Annotated in this window: 16 protein-coding genes; 5 read left to right on the top strand and 11 right to left on the bottom strand. The window is 68.8% G+C overall.

Annotation, left to right across the window (positions count from 1 at the left end; translation table 11 throughout):
- Window positions 1-312: 312 nt before the first annotated feature.
- Together tyrS and ACFVM3_RS39920 are read right to left on the bottom strand one after the other, a co-directional pair.
- Window positions 313-1,587: a tyrosine--tRNA ligase gene (gene tyrS / locus ACFVM3_RS39915; RefSeq protein WP_378444979.1), complete on the bottom strand. Its 1,275-nt coding sequence runs from the start codon at window positions 1,585-1,587 to the stop codon at window positions 313-315.
- 32 nt (window positions 1,588-1,619) lie between these two features.
- On the bottom strand, window positions 1,620-2,255 hold the full coding sequence (locus tag ACFVM3_RS39920; protein WP_378444980.1) for a DNA-3-methyladenine glycosylase: 636 nt from the start codon (window positions 2,253-2,255) through the stop codon (window positions 1,620-1,622).
- Between the two features lie 121 nt (window positions 2,256-2,376).
- On the opposite strand from ACFVM3_RS39920, the gene ACFVM3_RS39925 reads away from it, so the two are divergent.
- Genes ACFVM3_RS39925 through ACFVM3_RS39935 form a run of 3 tightly spaced genes read left to right on the top strand, consistent with a single transcriptional unit; the run spans window position 2,377 to window position 4,258 of the window.
- Window positions 2,377-2,952, top strand: a complete 576-nt coding sequence (locus ACFVM3_RS39925) for an SRPBCC family protein (RefSeq protein WP_378444981.1) — start codon at window positions 2,377-2,379, stop codon at window positions 2,950-2,952.
- The gene (locus ACFVM3_RS39930) at window positions 2,949-3,620 is read left to right on the top strand and encodes a DUF4166 domain-containing protein (RefSeq protein ID WP_378444982.1); all 672 of its coding nucleotides are present in this window, start codon (window positions 2,949-2,951) and stop codon (window positions 3,618-3,620) included. The genes ACFVM3_RS39925 and ACFVM3_RS39930 overlap by 4 nt, the downstream gene beginning before the upstream one ends.
- Window positions 3,620-4,258: a TetR/AcrR family transcriptional regulator gene (locus ACFVM3_RS39935; protein WP_378444983.1), complete on the top strand. Its 639-nt coding sequence runs from the start codon at window positions 3,620-3,622 to the stop codon at window positions 4,256-4,258. The genes ACFVM3_RS39930 and ACFVM3_RS39935 overlap by 1 nt, the downstream gene beginning before the upstream one ends.
- Window positions 4,259-4,318: 60 nt before the next feature.
- Here ACFVM3_RS39935 and argH read toward each other — a convergent pair whose 3' ends face one another.
- From argH to argC, 8 genes are read right to left on the bottom strand one after another with little or no spacing between them, the layout of a single operon-like run.
- Window positions 4,319-5,734 (bottom strand): argininosuccinate lyase, encoded by a 1,416-nt coding sequence (gene argH / locus ACFVM3_RS39940; RefSeq protein ID WP_192741676.1) that lies wholly within the window; start codon window positions 5,732-5,734, stop codon window positions 4,319-4,321.
- A 28-nt stretch (window positions 5,735-5,762) separates the two neighbouring features.
- The gene (locus tag ACFVM3_RS39945; RefSeq protein ID WP_125682416.1) at window positions 5,763-6,116 is read right to left on the bottom strand and encodes an argininosuccinate synthase domain-containing protein; all 354 of its coding nucleotides are present in this window, start codon (window positions 6,114-6,116) and stop codon (window positions 5,763-5,765) included.
- Window positions 6,106-6,627, bottom strand: a complete 522-nt coding sequence (locus ACFVM3_RS39950; RefSeq protein WP_034321647.1) for an arginine repressor — start codon at window positions 6,625-6,627, stop codon at window positions 6,106-6,108. Before ACFVM3_RS39950 ends, ACFVM3_RS39945 begins: the two co-directional genes overlap by 11 nt.
- Window positions 6,624-7,550, bottom strand: coding sequence for an ornithine carbamoyltransferase (argF, locus tag ACFVM3_RS39955; protein WP_378444984.1), 927 nt, complete (start codon window positions 7,548-7,550; stop codon window positions 6,624-6,626). Before argF ends, ACFVM3_RS39950 begins: the two co-directional genes overlap by 4 nt.
- Window positions 7,551-7,566: 16 nt before the next feature.
- On the bottom strand, window positions 7,567-8,760 hold the full coding sequence (locus tag ACFVM3_RS39960; protein ID WP_378444985.1) for an acetylornithine transaminase: 1,194 nt from the start codon (window positions 8,758-8,760) through the stop codon (window positions 7,567-7,569).
- Window positions 8,757-9,677, bottom strand: a complete 921-nt coding sequence (gene argB, locus ACFVM3_RS39965) for an acetylglutamate kinase (protein WP_125682410.1) — start codon at window positions 9,675-9,677, stop codon at window positions 8,757-8,759. Before argB ends, ACFVM3_RS39960 begins: the two co-directional genes overlap by 4 nt.
- Complete coding sequence (gene argJ, locus ACFVM3_RS39970; RefSeq protein WP_378444986.1) at window positions 9,674-10,834, bottom strand: bifunctional glutamate N-acetyltransferase/amino-acid acetyltransferase ArgJ; 1,161 nt, start codon at window positions 10,832-10,834, stop codon at window positions 9,674-9,676. The genes argB and argJ overlap by 4 nt, the downstream gene beginning before the upstream one ends.
- Window positions 10,831-11,859 carry an N-acetyl-gamma-glutamyl-phosphate reductase gene (gene argC, locus ACFVM3_RS39975; protein ID WP_378444987.1) on the bottom strand — a complete coding sequence of 343 codons (1,029 nt, stop codon included), beginning with the start codon at window positions 11,857-11,859 and terminating at the stop codon, window positions 10,831-10,833. The genes argJ and argC overlap by 4 nt, the downstream gene beginning before the upstream one ends.
- 90 nt (window positions 11,860-11,949) lie before the next feature.
- Here argC and ACFVM3_RS39980 point away from each other — a divergent pair, with 90 nt between their 5' ends.
- Window positions 11,950-12,915 carry a helix-turn-helix transcriptional regulator gene (locus ACFVM3_RS39980; protein ID WP_378444988.1) on the top strand — a complete coding sequence of 322 codons (966 nt, stop codon included), beginning with the start codon at window positions 11,950-11,952 and terminating at the stop codon, window positions 12,913-12,915.
- A gap of 42 nt (window positions 12,916-12,957) precedes the next feature.
- On the opposite strand, the gene ACFVM3_RS39985 is transcribed toward ACFVM3_RS39980, so the two are convergent.
- Window positions 12,958-13,452 carry a helix-turn-helix domain containing protein gene (locus ACFVM3_RS39985; RefSeq protein WP_378444989.1) on the bottom strand — a complete coding sequence of 165 codons (495 nt, stop codon included), beginning with the start codon at window positions 13,450-13,452 and terminating at the stop codon, window positions 12,958-12,960.
- A gap of 215 nt (window positions 13,453-13,667) precedes the next feature.
- On the opposite strand from ACFVM3_RS39985, the gene ACFVM3_RS39990 reads away from it, so the two are divergent.
- A complete protein-coding gene (locus ACFVM3_RS39990) occupies window positions 13,668-14,117 on the top strand; it encodes a DUF6294 family protein (RefSeq protein WP_378444990.1) in 450 nt (149 codons plus the stop codon).
- Window positions 14,118-14,366: the final 249 nt, after the last annotated feature.

Here is a 14,366-nt window from a genome sequence, read left to right on the forward strand (position 1 = left end):
GGAACCCCAAAACGAGGTTCTTAATACATAAGCTCTACTGGCTTAGTTCACTAGCACACTGTTGAGTTCTCAAGCAACACACCCCAGATCGCACCGTGGCTACACGGCCTTATCCGAAGCAGTCATTCCTAGCAGTTTTTGGTGAGACACCCACTCAATCACCCTGAGGTGAGAGCTTGGTTCGTGTCCCGCGGCCACCCGGTTTCCCTGGCGACTTGGAGAACTTTACATGGCCCGCAGGGGCCCGAAACAGGGGGGTACCTTAACTGCGTTTCCGCAGGTCAAGGCCCCTGTTTCGAGCCGGGGCCGCGATCAGCCCCCGACGCGCACGCCGGCGACGTTGCGCTTGCCCTTGCGGACCACGAGCCAGCGGCCGTGCAGAGCGTCGTCCGAGGACGGCTTCCACTCCTCATCGGCGATCTTCGTGTTGTTGACGTACGCGCCGCCTTCCTTGACGGTGCGGCGCGCGGCACCCTTGCTGTCGACGAGCCCGGCGGCGATCAGCAAGTCGACGATGGTCGACTCGCCGTTCGGGTCGACCTTGCCGTTGGGCACCTCGGCCATGGCGGCGTCGAGGGTCGCCGAGTCGAGCTCACGCAGCTCTCCCCTGCCGAACAGCGCCTGGCTCGCGGCGATGACCTGGCGGGTCGCCTCTTCACCGTGCACCAGGGTCGTGAAGTCCTCCGCCAGCTTCCGCTGCGCGGACCGCAGGTGGGGGCGCTGCTCGGTGTCCTCGGCCAGCGCCGCGATCTCCTCCTGCCCGAGGAAGGAGAACATCCGCAGGTAGCGGATGACGTCGGCGTCGGCGACGTTCACGAAGTACTGGAACCACGCGTACGGCGAGGTCATCTCCGGGTCGAGCCACACACTGCCGCCGCCGGTGGACTTGCCGAACTTGCGTCCCTCGGTGTCGGTGACCAGCGGCGCGGTCAGCGCGTGCGTGTGCCCGCCGTCGGTCCGGCGGATCAGGTCGACGCCGCCGACGAGGTTGCCCCACTGGTCCGAGCCGCCGATCTGCAGCTTGCAGCCGTACTCGCGGTACAGGTGCAGGTAGTCCTGCGACTGCAGCAGCAGGTAGCTGAACTCGGTGTACGACATGCCGTCGGCTTCGAGGCGGCGCTTCACCGTCTCGCGGTTCAGCATCGTGTTGACCGGGAAGTGCTTGCCGACGTCGCGCAGGAACTCGACCACGGTCTGCTTGCCGGTCCAGTTCAGGTTGTTCTCGATGACCGCACCGGTCGGCGATCCGTCGAAGTCGACGAAGCGCTCCAGCTGCCCGCGGATCCGGTCCGCCCACTCGGCCACGGTGTCCAGCGTGTTGAGGGTGCGCTCACCGGTGTCGCGCGGGTCGCCGATCATCCCGGTCGCGACACCCGCCAGCACGATCGGCCGGTGACCGGCGCGCTGGAAACGCGAGAGCATCAGCAGCGGGACCAGGTTGCCGGCGTGCAGGCTGGGCGCGGTCGGGTCGAATCCGCAATAGAGCGTGAGAGGTCCTTGGTCGAGGTCTCGCCGCAGTGCGTCGATGTCGGTGGATTGCGCGATCAGGCCGCGCCAGGTCAGCTCGTCAAGGATGTGCTCGCTCACGCCTGTAGATCCTCCCGCACCAGGTCAACCGACTATCGGCCGGGGGCGGGCGCCCGTCGCTTGCCACCCCGGCGATAGGTGGATACGGCGGGCGATCCGTCGATCCAGAACCGCCACGGCGTGTCCATCGCCATCGCGACGCCGACGCGCGGCCCGGTGCGGATGTCCGCTTCCGGAACGCGTTCGCCGGTGAACAACCGGACGGGTGATGCCGGGTCGGTGAGATCGACGCCGTTCTCGGCCCGGTCGATGCCAAGTACCGAGGTGAGGATGGCCGGGCCTTTCGCGAGTTCGCCGTTGCCGCGGGCCGACGGCCTGCGTGCTTTGGCGATGTCCGCTCCGGAGACCACCTCCCCGGCGCGCAGCAGCACGGCGCCCGGCTGCCCGTCCTCCGTACCGACGACGTTCGCGCAGAAGTGCATGCCGTAGACGAAGTACACGTACAGGTGCCCCGCCGGTCCCCACATGACGGCGTTGCGCGGCGTCTTGCCGCGATAGCAGTGCGACGCGGGGTCATCGAGCCCTCGATAGGCCTCGACCTCCACCAGGCGGACGGCGACCGTGCCGTCGGGACCGGTCGCTTCGATCACCGCGCCGAGCAGGAGGGTGGACAGTTCCACTGGATCCAGCGCCAGCTCGCGCCGGGTGAACTGTCTGCCGGTTTCCACGTGCCGCACTCCCCTTACGTCGCGTTCTCCCTGGTCGACCTTAACCGGACCGACTATTGAGCAGTCGCTCAAACATGGTCTACAGTGATTTGAGCGGTCGCTCAAAACGAGAGGGGGCTCCATGAGCCGAAGAGCGCTTTACGTCGAAACGGTGATCCGCACGGACCTCGAAACGCTGTGGCAGCACACGCAGGACCCGCGTCTGCACGCACGGTGGGATCTGCGCTTCGCACGGATCGAACCGGTCGCCGGTTCGCCGGGACGGTTCCGGTACACGACCGAGTTCCTGGGGCTCGTCGTCAGCGGGACCGGAACACACGCCGGGGAGAGCACACGGCCGGACGGCGGCCGGACGTCCGCGTTGCGGTTCGCCTCCGCGGATCCGCTGTCGCTCATCAAGGCCGGATCGGGGTACTGGCGCTACACCCCGGTCGACGGCGGCGTCCGGTTCGTCACCGGCTTCGACTACACCACTCGATGGGGTGTCTTCGGCAGGTTCGCCGATCTGCTGTTCCGGCCACTCTTCGGCTGGATGACGGCCTGGTCGTTCGACCGGCTCCGCCTGTGGCTCGAGACCGGCGGGCCACCGGAAGCCCTCCCTCTGCTCTCGCCATCGGCGGGGCGCTGCCGCCGGAGCCCTCGGCCGGGCAAGGACGGCGTCGCGCCCCGCATCCTCGACACCCTGGAGCAGGCATGATCTTCCGAGAAGCGCTGGGCGACGACTTCGCGGCCTTGCATCCGCGGATGCGTGAACGGCTGTCGCTGAGCACGGAGAACGGCGTCGGGATGATCGGTGTCGGCGTGATGGACGAGATCTGGCGCGGCGCCGCGTACGCCACGCCGTTCCTGCGGCTGGGCGCGTCGAGGCACATCCTGTTCCCGGAACGTGGCCGCAACGTCCCTTTCACCATCGAGAACTATCCGTACGTCGACTCGCTCGGCAGGGAGACGGTGTCGTTCGTCCGCACCTTCGAACTGCCGGAACGGCGACGCCGGTTCGACGCCCAGATGGTCTACAGCACCGAGCGCGGGAAGATCGTCGACTACCTGGGGACGCATCAGCACCTCGCCGTCGATCTCGACCTGACGGTGCGGCCGGACGGCGGCTTCCGCATCCGGTCGGAGGAGTTCCGGATCGGCGAAGGTCCGCTTCGCTGCGTGGTGCCGCGATCCGTCGTCGGTGTGGCCGAGGTCGACGAGTGGTTCGACGAGGTGAGCGGGCTCTTCCGCATCGAGGTCCGGGTGACGAACCGGCGGTTCGGGCCGCTGTTCGGCTACCGGGGCGCTTTCGAGGCACGGTTCGTCGACCTGCGGGCGGGGGTGAGCGGCGCGGTGAAGCCCCTGCGTGAGAAGGTCCTGGACTGATGAACGGGCCCAGCACGAAACAGCGGTTGATCGACGGAGCGCTGGAGACGATCCGCACCAGCGGGATCACCGCCGTTTCGGCCAGGACCGTCGCCGCCGCGGCCGGCACCAATCAGGCGCTGATCTTCTACCACTTCGGCAGTGTCGAGGAGCTGATCGCGCAGGCCTGCGTGACGGCGACCGAAGGCCGCGTCGCCCACTTCCGTGCCCGGTTCGCCGAAGTGACCACTCTCGGCGAATTGCTGGACCTTGGCCGGATCATCCACGCGGAGGAACGCGCCGAGGGGAACATGACGGTCCTCGCCCAGGCGCTCGCCGGCGCGCAGGGCGGCGGACGGCTGGCCGAGGCGACGCGGCAGGCACTGGACAAATGGGTCCGTGAAGTCCAAGGAACCCTCGACCGCGTGCTGGCCGGTTCGCCGGTGCTCGAACTGGCCGAGACCGAAGGACTCGCGCACGCCGTCTCCGCAGGGTTCCTCGGTCTCACGCTGTTCGAGTCGGTCGATCCCGACGGCGCCGAGCAGGCGTTGAGCGCGCTGGGACAGCTGGCTGTCCTGGTCGACGTCCTCGAAGGACTCGGCCCCGTCGCCACCCGCGCGGTGCGCGCGAAGCTCAGGAAGACCGCGAAGCGATCTTGAAGTACAGGAAGGCCCCTTTCCTTGCGCCTGGCGCGAGGAAAGGGGCCTTCCTGCGAGAGGTCAGCTCAGCCAGGCGCGGTGTTCGGCGACCCGCGCGACCAGCCGGTCCCGCTGCTCGGCGACCCGCTCAGGAGCGGTGCCGCCGCGGGCGTTGCGCGAGCTCACCGAGCCCTCGACGGTCAGCACCTCGCGCACCGCGGGCGTCAGGGCCGGGTTGATCTTCTCGAACTCCTCGTCGGTCAGTTCGTCCAGGCCGACACCGCGGGCTTCGGCGACGCGAACGCTCTCCCCCGCCGCTTCGTGCGCGACGCGGAACGGAACGCCCTGGCGCACCAGCCATTCGGCGATGTCCGTGGCGAGGGTGAACCCGGCGGGTGCCAGTTCGGCGAGCCGGTCGGTGTGGAAGGTCAGCGTCTCGAGCATGCCCGCGATCGCCGGGAACAGCAGTTCCAGCTGCTCGACGGAGTCGAAGACCGGCTCCTTGTCCTCCTGCAGGTCCCGGTTGTACGCGAGCGGCTGCGCCTTGAGCGTCGCGAGCAGACCGGTCAGGTTGCCGATGAGCCGCCCGGCCTTGCCTCGCGTCAGCTCGGCGACGTCGGGGTTCTTCTTCTGCGGCATGATCGAACTGCCGGTCGCCCAGGCGTCGTCGAGGGTGACGTAGCCGAATTCGGCGGTGTTCCAGATGATCACTTCTTCGGCGATCCTGGACAGGTTGACCGCGAGCATCGCGACGTCGAAGGCGAACTCGGCGACGAAGTCCCGCGAGGCGGTGCCGTCGATGGAGTTCTCGACGCTGGTGTCGAAGCCCAGTTCCGCGGCGACGGCCTCGGGGTCGAGGCCGAGCGAGGAACCCGCGAGCGCGCCGGAGCCATAGGGCGACTCCGCGGTGCGAGCGTCCCAGTCACGCAGCCGGGTGACGTCGCGCAGCAGCGACTGGCCGTGCGCGAGCAGGTGGTGCGCCAGCAGGACCGGCTGGGCGTGCTGCAGATGGGTGCGGCCGGGAAGGATCGCGTCCGGGTGCCGCTTCGCCTGCGAAACCAAGGCGTCCACGACACCGAGGGTGCCGGCGACCACCCGCCGGGCGGCGTCCCGCAGCCACATCCGGAACAGCGTCGCGACCTGGTCGTTGCGCGAACGGCCCGCCCGCAGCTTGCCTCCGAGCTCGGTGCCCGCCCGCTCCAGCAGGCCGCGTTCGAGCGCGGTGTGGACGTCTTCGTCGGCGACGGTCGGCGTGAACGCGCCCGACTCGACGTCCTGTGCGAGGGTGTCCAGCGCGGCGAGCATGCCGGTCAGCTCGTCCTCGGTGAGCAGCCCCGCCTTCCGCAGCACTCGCGCGTGGGCCCGTGACCCGGCGATGTCGTACGGCGCCAGCCGCCAGTCGAAATGGGTCGACGCGCTCAGCGCCGCCATCGCCTCGGCCGGTCCGCTGGCGAACCGGCCGCCCCACAGCTGCACCGGCTGCTCATTCCCGCTCACAACACTCCTCGAATTCTTTCGGTTCTCTTCAGGCGACTGATCGGTCGAAGGTAGCGCCTGTGGTGAAGTCGTACAGCGCGCGCTCGTCGCGCGCGGAGTTCACGACCGCGTTGCCGCGGTGCAGGACCAGCCGGACCTCGCCGGACACCCGCCCGGTACTGACCTTTTGCAGTTCCTCGTGCGCGGTGACCAGCGCGACCGCGGCAGGCCCCTCGTAGATCTCGCGTCCTCTGAGCCCGAAGGCGCCGACACGGCGGTTCAGCTGCTGGAAGGCCTCCAGCAGCGTCACGGTCTCCCCGTCGATGGCCACCGGCACACCTTCGTCGAAGGTGATGACCAGCTTCTCCGGGTCATCCGGGAAGGCGAACCCGTCAGGCGTCACCTTCGGTCTCCTCACCGCCGTCCACTGTGGACGACCGTCGGGCCAGCGCCATGAAACGCTCGGCCAGGTCTTTGCCGGACAGCGGTTCCCTCGCGATCACCGCGACCGTGTCGTCGCCGGCGATGGAACCGACGACCTCCTCCAGCGCCGCCCTGTCGATGGCGCTGGCGAGGAACTGCGCCGCGCCCGGCGGGGTGCGCAGCACCGTCAGGTTGCCCGACGAGTCCGCCGAAACGAGCAGTTCGGCGAGCAACCGCGAAAGCCTCGACGTGCCACCCTGCACTCCGCGTACCGGGCTGCCGTCTTCCGGTATGACATACACCGGCGCGCCGGAATCGGCACCCCGGAGCTTCACCGCGCCCAGCTCGTCGAGGTCCCGCGAAAGCGTCGCCTGCGTGACGTCGATACCTTCCGCCGCCAGGAGCTTCGCGAGCTCCGTCTGGCTGCGGATCGCCATCGTGGACACGAGTTCGGTGATCCGGGCCTGCCGGGTGACCCTGCTGCCGGTCATCGTCGCTTCTCGTCCATCAGCCACACCAGCAGCGCCTTTTGAGCGTGGAGACGGTTTTCGGCCTCGTCCCAGACCGCGCTGGCCGGCCCGTCGATGACCTCGTCGGTGATCTCCCAGCCGCGGTGTGCGGGCAGGCAGTGCAGCACGATCGCCTCGTCCGCGGCGCGGCGCATCAGCGCGGCGTTGACCTGCAGCTCGCGGAAGGGACCGACGCGGTCGAGGCCATCGTTCTCCTGGCCCATGGAGGTCCAGGTGTCGGTGACGACGACGTCCGCGCCTTCGACGGCCGCATACGGGTCGGTGAAGACCGTGGTGCTACCGCCGGTTTCACTCGAACGGTGCTTGGCGTCGAGCATGACCTGCTGATCGGGCTGGAAGCCCTCCGGCGAGACGACGCGGACGTGCATCCCGGCCGTGGTCCCGCCCAGCAGCAGCGAATGCGCCATGTTGTTGGCGCCGTCGCCGAGGTACACCAGGGTGAGCCCGGCGAGTTTTCCCTTGCGCTCGCGGATGGTCATCAGGTCGGTGAGCACCTGGCACGGGTGGAACTCGTCGGTGAGCGCGTTGATCACCGGGATGCTCGCCGCCGACGCCATCGCGTCGATGCGCTTCTGGGCGAAGGTCCGCCAGACGATCGCGTCCAGATACCGCGAAAGCACCCGTGAGGTGTCCTCGATGGTCTCTTCGCGGCCGAGCTGCATGGAGCGGCCGTCGACGATGACCGGGTTCCCGCCGAGCTGGGCGATGCCCACCTCGAAGGAGAACCTGGTCCGGGTGGAGTTCTTCTCGAAGATCGCCGCGACGGACTTGCCCTCCAACGCGCGGGAGCCGAGCGGCTCGGCCTTCAGCTGGTCGGCGAGGTCCAGGATCTCGGCCTGTTCGGCAGGGCTGAGATCGTCGTCACGGAGGAAGTTGCGGAGCATGCGTTTCGTCTCTGTCCTAGGTGGTGGTGGAATCGAGCGCCCCGGGAAGGGCTTCGAGGAATCCCTCGGCCTCTTCGGCGCTCAAGATGAGCGGCGGTGCCAGCCGGATGGTGTCGGGTGCGATCGGATTGACCAGGTATCCCGCGTCCTGCGCGGCCTTGGCGACCGTCGCCGAGACCGGTTCGCGCAACGCGATGCCGAGCAGCAGCCCCGCACCGCGGACCCCGGACACCAGCGGGTGGCCGAGCCCCTCCACCCGGGAAGCGATGTCCTTGCCCAGCGCGGAAACGTGGTCGTTCAGGTTGTCCTTGGCGATGGTCTTGAGCACGGCGAGCCCGGCGGCGCAGCAGACGGGGTTGCCGCCGAAGGTGGTCCCGTGCTGGCCCGGCTTCATCAGCTCCCCCGCTTCGCCGACGCCGATGACCGCGCCGATCGGCAGCCCGCCGCCGAGGCCCTTCGCCAGCGTGATGACGTCCGGGACGATGCCGGTGTGCTGAAAGGCGAACCACGCGCCGGTGCGGCCGATGCCGGTCTGCACCTCGTCGAGGACCAGCAGGGTCCCGGTCGCCTTGGTGATCTCCCGCGCGGCCTGGAGATACCCGTCCGGTGCCGGGACGACGCCTGCCTCCCCGAGGATCGGCTCGAGGAACACCGCCGCGGTCTCGGTGTCCACCGCGGCGCGAAGCGCGTCGACGTCACCATAGGGAACGTGGGTGACACCCGGGACCAGTGGTGCGAACGCGTCCCGCTTCGACGGCTGGCCGGTCAGCGAGAGCGCGCCCATGGTGCGTCCGTGGAACGCCCCCTCGCAGGCGACGATCTTGGTCCGGCCGGTGAGCCTGCTGATCTTCAGCGCGGCTTCGTTGGCCTCCGCGCCGGAGTTGACGAACAGCACCTTCGCGTTGCCGGACAGGCCTGCGACGTCCAGGAGGGTTTCGGCCAGTTCGACGGCTACCGGGTTCACGTAGAGGTTCGAGGTGTGCCCGAGTTTCGCGACCTGTTCGGTGACCGCGGCGACCACGGCGGGATGCGCGTGGCCGAGCGCGTTGACCGCGATCCCGCCGAGCAGGTCGACGTACGGTTTGCCGTCGGCGTCCCAGACCTTCGCGCCCTCACCGCGGACCAGCGTCAGCGCCGGGGTGCCGTAGTTGTCCATGAGGGACGACTTCCAGCGCTCCTGGCCGTCTACATTGGACTCGTACGTGGTCACGGGAGCTCCGTTTCGGGGAAGACCATGGTACCGATGCCGCGGGAGGTGAAAACCTCCAGCAGGACCGAATGGGCGATGCGGCCGTCGATCACGTGCGCTCGGCGGACGCCGCCGCGGATGGCGCGCACGCAGGCCTCCATCTTGGGGATCATGCCGCTGGCGAGGCCGGGCAGCAGGGATTCGAGGCGGTCCACGCGGATCCGGTCGACCAGCGAACCGCGGTCGGGCCAATTGGCGTACAGACCTTCGACGTCGGTGAGCACGACGAGTTTCTCCGCGCCGAGGGCGGCGGCCAGCGCACCGGCGGCGGTGTCGGCGTTGATGTTGTGCACGACGCCGTCGACGTCCGGGGCCACGGTGGACACCACCGGGATCCGGCCCGCGTTGACGATGTCGAGCACCGCGTCCGGGTTGACCTCGGAAACCTCGCCGACGAGCCCGATGTCGACCGGCACACCGTCCACAGTGGCCTGTTTGCGCTCGGCGGTGAACAGCCGCGCGTCCTCACCGGAGATGCCGACCGCGTACGGGCCGTGCGCGTTGATCAGGCCGACCAGTTCGCGGCTTACCTGGCCGGTCAGCACCATGCGGACGATGTCCATCGTCTCAGGCGTGGTGACGCGCAGGCCGCCCTTGAACTCGCCTTCCACGCCGAGCCGGTTGAGCATCGCGGTGATCTGCGGGCCCCCGCCGTGCACCACCACCGGGCGCAGCCCGGCCATGCGCAGGAAGACCATGTCCTCGGCGAAGGCCTGCTTGAGGCTCTCGTCGATCATGGCGTTGCCGCCGTACTTGACCACGACGGTGGCACCGTGAAAACGCTGCAGCCAGGGCAACGCCTCGATGAGGATCGAAGCCTTCTCGGCGGCGGTCGCGAGCCGTTCGTCCGCGGGGACGGTGGATTCGGAAGGGCTCATGAGGAGTACGCGCTGTTCTCTTCGACGTACGCGTGCGAGAGGTCGGTCGTGTAGATCGTCGCCCCGCCTTCGCCGAGACCGAGGTCTACGACGATCTGGATGTCCCGGCCCGAGAGATCGGCCTCGGAGCGGTCCGTCGCGGGCGTGCCGCCGGCGAACAGGGTGACGCCGTTGATCGCGATGGCGACCTTCTCCGGGTCGATCTTCGCGGGCACCCGGCCCAGTGCCATGGCGATGCGGCCCCAGTTCGGGTCCGAACCGAACAACGCGGTCTTGACCAGGTTGTCCTCGGCGATCGTGCGGCCGACGGCGATGGCGTCGGCCTCGCTCGCCGCACCGGTGACCGTCACGTCGACGTACTTGGTCGCGCCTTCGGAGTCCGCGCGCAGCTGAAGGACGAGGTCGAGGCTGACAGCGGTGAGGAGCTCGGTCAGTTCGGCCTCGGTCGGCTCGACACCGCTGGCGCCGGACGCGAGCACGAGCACCGTGTCATTGGTGGAAGTACCGCCGTCGACGTCGAGCCTGTCGAAGGTCACACCGGTGGCGGCGCGCAGAGCCTTGTCCAGGACTTCCGGCGTGACGACCGCGTCGGTGGTGAGGACGGAGAGCATCGTCGCGAGGTTCGGGGCGAGCATTCCCGCCCCCTTGGCGAACCCGCCGACGCTCCAGCCACTGTCGTGCTTCGCGGCCGCCTGCTTCGGCTTGGTGTCGGTGGTCATGATCGCGGTGGCGGCGGCGAGATCGGCGTCGGTACCGGTGCCGAGGCCGGCGAAGGCGGTGTCCACGCCGGAAAGCAGCTCGTCCATCGGCAGCCGCTCGCCGATCAGGCCGGTCGAGCAGACCGCGACCTCGATCGCGCCGGCTTCGAGAAGTTCCGCGACCTTTTCGGCGGTCTTGTGGGTGTCCTGGAAACCGCCGGGGCCGGTGGCGGCGTTCGCTCCGCCGGAGTTGAGGACGACGGCCTTGAGCCGCTGCTGCTTGAGCACCTCCTGCGACCACAGAACGGGCGCGGCCTTGATCACGTTGCGCGTGAACACACCGGCCGCGACCTGCAGCGGCCCGTCGTTGACGACGAGCGTGAGGTCGAGCTTGCCCTCGGCCTTGATCCCGGCGGCGACGCCCGCGGCACGGAATCCCTTCGGCTGGGTGACGGTCACGGAGCGACTCCTACGGTCGGTAGTCCGGTGGTTTCCGGGAGGCCCAGTGCGATGTTCATCGACTGGACGGCGCCTCCCGCGGTGCCCTTGGTCAGGTTGTCGATGGCCGCGACCACGATCAGGCGCCGGGTGTCGGCGTCGACGGTGACCTGCAGCTGGACGTTGTTCGAGCCGACGACCGAAGCCGAGGACGGCCACTGGCCCGCGGGCAACAGCTGGACGAACGGCTCGGTGGCGTACGCCTTTTCGTAGACCTCGCGGGCGCCGTCGGCGTCCAGCTCGGTCTTCAGCGGAGCGCTCGCGGTGGTGAGGATCCCGCGCGGCATCGGGGCCAGCACGGGGGTGAACGAGACCTTGACCCGCTCACCGGACACCGCGGAGAGGTTCTGCGCGAACTCAGGGGTGTGGCGGTGGGCGCCGCCGACGCCGTACGCGGTGGCCGAGCCCATCACCTCCGAACCGAGGAGGTTCGGCTTCAGGCTTTTGCCCGCGCCCGAGGTCCCGGTGACGGCGACGACGTTGATCTCCGGCTCGACCAGGCCCGCGGCGAGCGCCGGGGCGAGGGCGATCGAACCGCCGGTCGGGAAGCAGCCGGGGACCGCGATGCGTTTGGTCCCGGCGAGGCGCTCGCGGGCACCGGGGAGTTCGGGGAGCCCGTACGGCCATTGCCCCGCGTGGTCGCCGCCGTACCAGCGCTGCCAGTCGGCCGCGTCCGAGAGGCGGTGGTCCGCACCGAGGTCGATCACCAGGACGTCCGGGCCCAGCCGCGCGGCGATGGCACCGGAGTGCCCGTGCGGCAGGGCGAGGAAGACGACGTCGTGCCCGGCCAGGGTCTCCGGGGTCGTCTCCAGCAGGACACGGTCCGCCAGCGGCGCGAGGTGCGGCTGGTGCTGGATGAGCGGCGTCCCCGCGGAACTGGCCGCGGTGAGCGCGCCGATCTGGACTTCGGGATGGGTCAGCAGCAGGCGCAGGAGTTCGCCGCCCGCGTACCCGCTGGCTCCGGCCACCGCGATCTTCACCGTCATACGCATGATTATGCACTCCCATGCAAGTTCAATCAAACAAAGTCGTGTGGCTCACCCGATACGGTCTCTCGTACGGGCATCCTTGACCGCATGACCGACACGCCCGCCCGGCTGCTGAGCCTGTTGTCCTTGCTGCAAACCCCTCGCGAGTGGCCTGGCAGCGAGCTCGCCGAGCGGCTGGAGGTCAGTCCTCGGACCATCCGGCGCGACATCGACCGCTTGCGTGAGCTCGGTTACCCCGTCGAAGCGTCGCGAGGTTCCGAAGGCGGCTACCGGCTGGTCGCCGGCACGGCGATGCCGCCGCTGCTGCTCGACGACGAGGAGGCCGTCGCGATCGCGGTCGGTCTCCGGAGTGCCGCGGGGCAGGCGATCTCGGGGATCGAGGAGTCTTCGGTGCGGGCGCTGGCCAAGCTCGAGCAAGTGCTGCCGTCGCGGTTGCGGTACCGGGTCGGTGCGCTGGGCGCCGCGACCGTGCCGATCCCGGGCACCGGGTCCGCGGTGGACCCGGAACACCTCACGGTCTTCGCGGGCGCGATCGCCAACACCGAACGGACCCGGTTCACCTATCGGACCGGCGACGGGACCGAATCCCGGCGGCATGTGGAACCGCATCGACTCGTCTCCGCCGGACGCCGGTGGTACCTGCTCGGCTACGACCTCGACCGGGACGACTGGCGGATCTTCCGCGCGGACCGGATCTCGGAACCACGGGCGACCGGTGGCCGGGCGACGCCGAGACAGCCACCCGCGAAGGATGTGGCGGCCTATGTCACCGACAAGATGTACAGCCTCCTTCCCACTTACAGCGCACGCGTGACCCTGCACGCGCCGATCGGCCAGGTCTCCCCCGCGATCGGCGAGGGATCCGGCGAACTGGAACCGATCGACGACGAGAACTGCGTTCTCCACGCGGGCACGGACACCCTGGACTGGCTCGCGTTCCGCATCCTCGGGCTCGGCTGCGAATTCACCGTGCACGAACCACCGGAACTGATCGCCCACCTCAGGGAGATGGCGGCCAGGGCCCGGCGCGGAACGAAGTCCACAGTGGACTGACGGCGGCCGCGAGGACTTGCCCGCCCTCGCGACCGCCCTGGTTCAGCCGAGTTCACCTACCTCTCGTCTGCTCGGCGGGATCGGGAGATACGCGCCCCGGCGCTCCGGGTCGCAGCCGACCCTCGGCAACCGGGCGCGGATCCCGCCCGGTGTCCGCTCGAACCGCCGTGCGATCTCCTCGACGCTTTCCCCGGCCAGCCAACGGCTTTCCAGTTCCGCGTCCAGCTCGTCGGACCACGGCGAGCCCTGATGGGCCGGGCGGTCCGCCGTTCTTCGGCGGCCGTTCCTGCCGTTGCCCCGCCCGGCGAACGCCAGGAGGGTGTCGGAAAGGACGGTCGCCAAGGCCGGTACGGCTTCGGCGTCCATATCGAGCCTGCCTTCGGCGACAGGCTCCTCCTGCGGTCCGGCTCCGCCGACCATGACGGTCACCCAGCGGTCTTCCCCGGCCGCGCCGCCACCCTCACGGGCGGCGACCTCGATGCGGTAAACGGTGTCCTGCACGCGGATCTCGGTCCGGTGCTCTTCGACGATGGTCATGCCGGAGACGGTAAGGGGCGGCCCCGACAGTTTCCCGGCGCGGCGAGGGGATTCGTTGTGTGACCGGAACTTTCATCGCGTTCGGGGACGAGAGGGTGCCGGTCACGCACTATCGGCCACCCCTGTTGCCGCACCTAAGTGATCCAGACACCGGTCGCCCGCGAGTTAGCTTTGCTCCCAGACCGGTACGGATCGACGATTTTCGGGGAGGAAACATGAAAACCACAGCACGTCGGATGTCGCTTTTCGTGACGATGCTCGTGCTCACGATCGGGACCGTCTTCGCCACGCCCGCCTCGGCCGGGACGACGGCGTCCACCACCGCGCAGGCCACCTGCACCGGAGCGGATTCCTGCTGGTTCACCTGGGGTCGCATCCAGGCGGGCGACTGCACGATGGACAACGCGAAATGGACGCTCAGACGCAACGGCAGCGCTTCGTTCGAAGCGACGATCGTCAGCAGCGACAGCAACGACGCGTGGCTGATGTGGGTGAACACCTTGGACAGCAACGGCATCGTCCTCGGGCCCATCCATCACGGCGGTGACACCAAGTTTGTCAAGGGCACCGTCAAGAACGTGTGGCACTGGTGGTTCGCCGAGGGGTCGTTCGACGCCGGGTTCTTCGATCGCATCCACAGCATGCGGATCACGAGTCACTGCTAGTGGACACACCTGGCTGTAGCTCAGTGTCTCCGATGCCGCATTGGGAACCTGACCACCAAGCCCTCAACGGCCATGTCGCGAAAGCCACTTTCGAGACACCGGACGTCCCCAAAGTGGCTTTCGCGACACAAAGCCAGGCCCCAGGGGAAGCCAGAGTCGACTTACCCCAATGGAACGCGAATTGTCAGGCACCACCCCAGGCTGAAGGCTCCCTTCACCGCATCAGACGCGCTGAAGGGAGCCTTCAGC

Source organism: Amycolatopsis sp. NPDC057786 (genome assembly GCF_042797905.1).
Classification (GTDB): Bacteria; Actinomycetota; Actinomycetes; order Mycobacteriales; family Pseudonocardiaceae; genus Amycolatopsis.